We start from the raw sequence: 3,535 nt of genomic DNA, 5'->3' as shown, positions 1-3,535 counted from the left end.
TTACTGTCCCATCGATATCACCCGCACTGTAGGTAATCGTTGTACTTCCGTCTTCATCCACTGTTTTTGTGCTCTCGACGCTTAGTGTCGGTGCGTCGTTTGTCCCTTGAATTCCCAATGTCAACGTAGCCGTTTTCATATTGCCCAAACTATCACGTACCGTGTAGGCAAAACTCTCAGATACCGACTGAGACGTTGTAAGTGATTGGACAGCTGATGTATCGAGAACATATGTATAGTTACCATCCGCATTCAAAGTAACCTCTCCATAAGTTCCTTGAATGGTTCCAATACTCTCTACTACGGCATCTGAATCATCATTTTTAAGTACATTTCCAGTTAAAACAGCAGTATCTTCAAAGCTTTCAACTGCATCATTACTAACACTTACCACAGTATCAATTACCAAAGATTCATTACCTGATACCGAAACATTCCCGGCTCGATCCACCAACAAAGCACTTACATTAAAAACCCCTTCTCCTTCTTGGTTAGGGATATCAATATGAACTACTTGAGCAGCAATATCTAAAGCAGAAAGAACAAATGTTTGAACAACGCCTCCATTGGCAGTAAACAGAACTTTATCACCTTCCACCGCATTTTCCGGTAAACCTATTTTAATGTTTAAAGCAGAAGAAATTTCACTGTTATCCAAGAAACCATCATTATTGATATCATTGGATATCATTAAGGTAGGTGCCAAGAATCCAACCATATCGAGCGTAACACTGTCATTGGCTTGCAATTTATTTCCAGCGTTATCGATAATTGTAGCGGTAATATTTAATGCCTCATTTTCTATAGGTGCAGGATAGACTACACTCAATGAACCAAGGGCTATATCTGATGGTGCCAAAATTACCGATTTAGATGAGTTACCGTCACTAATTTCGATTATTTGCCCAGCAATCGCTCCGGATGGAATTCCTATTGTTACGGTCAATGTTGTCGGTAATGCAACACCTTCTTGAGCATTGACAAATCCATCAGCATCTGAATCAGCCGTAATGGTGACCGTAGGTGCATCCATAGCGGTAAAGTTTTCCACATAGGTTTTACTGGATGTCCAATCCCATACAGTATAGGTAACCGGAATCGGATTTTCAGGGTTAAATGTATTATTTGAAACGATACTGTAGGTTCCATTTCCATTATCAGTAATGGTGCCTAATGATGGATCGATAGAGAGATTATCGATTTTCAAATTTTCATTTTTGACCTGTATGCCTTCAATCCCATTTAGCAATGCTTCACGTGTAATCGTCAAACTACCATCGCTTTCTACAAAATAACCTAAAGCATGATCACGTGACGCATCATTAACATCCTCGATTCGACGGTCGCTAAAGCCAGATAACTGCCGTTCTTTAAGCTCTAATCGATCTTCAATCGTATCTTTAACATGAAGCATCGAACGATCTTCTAGCGTTTGCTGACCGCTTAATACGGCCTCTTTTTCGATCTCAAACGTAAAAGCATTGATCCCTTTTGATACTAACATATCACTTAATTCAACTTTATCAGTCGTTTCAAAATTAATCGCTGAAATAGAGCTTTCAGATGTGTCAGCAAACAAAGTACGTGTATCCGCCGTAATGGTAATTCCATTACTAGCATCACTATCAGCATCCAGTTGCTGAAACAAAATTGCCATATTTTCAACATAGTTATTGTTTAAATCACCCAAATCAACAGCGGCGACATCTTGTAAAAAGACATCTGCACCCACCACCTCAGTACCATTCATCTCACCAATAACTAAATTGCCTATTTTAAAAGTAATACTATCTTCAGGTCGATAAATAAAAGTTCCATCTGCATTCGTAAATCCACTCAAACCTGAACTGGTGCTATACTCTAATCCTCCGACCGGTGCATCAATAAACGACGCCGAAAAGATCGTATCATCTACCGAAATACTCTGTGTTGCTTGTGTCGCATTATTTTCTGCCATATCATTCACATCAGCACTAATGACATAAGAACCATTCGTAGGGATATCATTTGCCGATACGGCAAGTGTCCAAGAACCGTCATCTTGTACAACAGCCGTATCCGAGTAATTTCCAAACTGAACAGTGACAAGACTCCCCGCTTCAACATTTTGTGTCAAGCCTTGAATATTAATACCATTCGCCTTTTCCGGAGCAATGATGATATGACCGCTTGATAAAGATGTGATACTCACCATCGGAGTGATCGTGTCAATACTATAATCAGCACTCTTTGCTACTAATCCTGTATTGCCAACCATATCCGTATAAGAGCTTGAAAGGGTAATAAGATTCGTTGTATCTTCAATATCAGATGCAGGGGTAAAAGTTCCTCTCCACGTTATCCCTCCATCATCTGAATTTAATCCACTAAGCGTTCCGTTTTCTACACTCAAATCGGTATGATCGAAGCCAATAACCGCTTCAGAAAATGTGATAATGACATCCGTCATTTCACCTATCTTGAGTGCAGCATCTCCCATTACTATCATTGCCGTAGGAGCTAAATCGTCAATATCGGTAACATTAATTGTAATTGGCAATGCAGAGGTCGTACCATCTTCACTCATAGCAGTTGCTGTAAACGTATAACTAGACTGTGATTCATAATCGAGAGATTGAGTTACATAAACTTTACCGTCAGTATCAACACGGAAAGGGATATTATCAGGGAGAGAATAGGTAATAGTTTGACCATCAGCATCCGTTGCATTAAGAGTCACACCGGTATAGCTTCCGGATATACTATTTTCTTGAATCACATTTTCAGCCGTATCAGATTCTATTATCTGAGTAACAGTATCATTGATCGCATTAACCATGATATTTGACGTATGTACTGTAGTGGCTCCGTCATCATCCGTCGCCGTTACGGTAAGAGTATCCTCGCCGTTAAAATTTACCTGCGGTACATACGTAATCGTATTATCCGAATTCACCGTTACGCTTCCATATTCAGCACTTGCCGTAACACGCACCACCCCAGCTGAATCACTCACGCTGAAAATAATTTTTCCTTCAATATCTTCATTCATCGTAAGCATTGAATCAATTCTCAATGAAGGTGCCATATTCAAGATTGTGAGGGAATCTGATTCCACAAGATCACCCTGAAGCTGTTCTGGAGATATACCTGCTTTATGTGGCGCAATCTCTGCCCAAATATCCGTTTCTAGCCCGATACGTTCCGCAAATGAACTTGGCGAATATATTTCAGGATCAATTTTAGCTGTCGTATGTTCATCAAAATTTTCGAGATAAAACAATCCCTTATCGATACCGGCGAAAAAGCTATCTGTGTTTAATGAGGTGTCGGTAATGTCAAAATTCTCATTGCCGGTAACAGATTCACCCAAACGGGCTATTGCATTCCCGGAAAGTTCTAAAACATCTCCGTTTTGTAAAGCGATATCAAGCTCAAACCCTTTGTTGCCGATAATAATGTCATCTTCGAATACTAAACTGCCTTCACCAAGAATCTTGATGGTTCCGTCTGCTGATTTAGCGAGATATTCCCCTGTTATTCGTGTAACCTGACC

General features: G+C 40.0%; 1 protein-coding gene. It reads right to left on the bottom strand.

The window, feature by feature from the left end; all coding sequences use genetic code 11:
• On the bottom strand, nt 1–3,535 hold a 3,535-nt coding region (locus WA010_RS01145), incomplete at both ends, for an Ig-like domain-containing protein (protein WP_422555340.1).

Origin of the sequence: Sulfuricurvum sp., assembly GCF_049305995.1 — a bacterium.
In the GTDB taxonomy this organism is placed as follows: domain Bacteria; phylum Campylobacterota; class Campylobacteria; order Campylobacterales; family Sulfurimonadaceae; genus Sulfuricurvum.
This window is presented reverse-complemented; position numbering and strand designations above follow the sequence as displayed.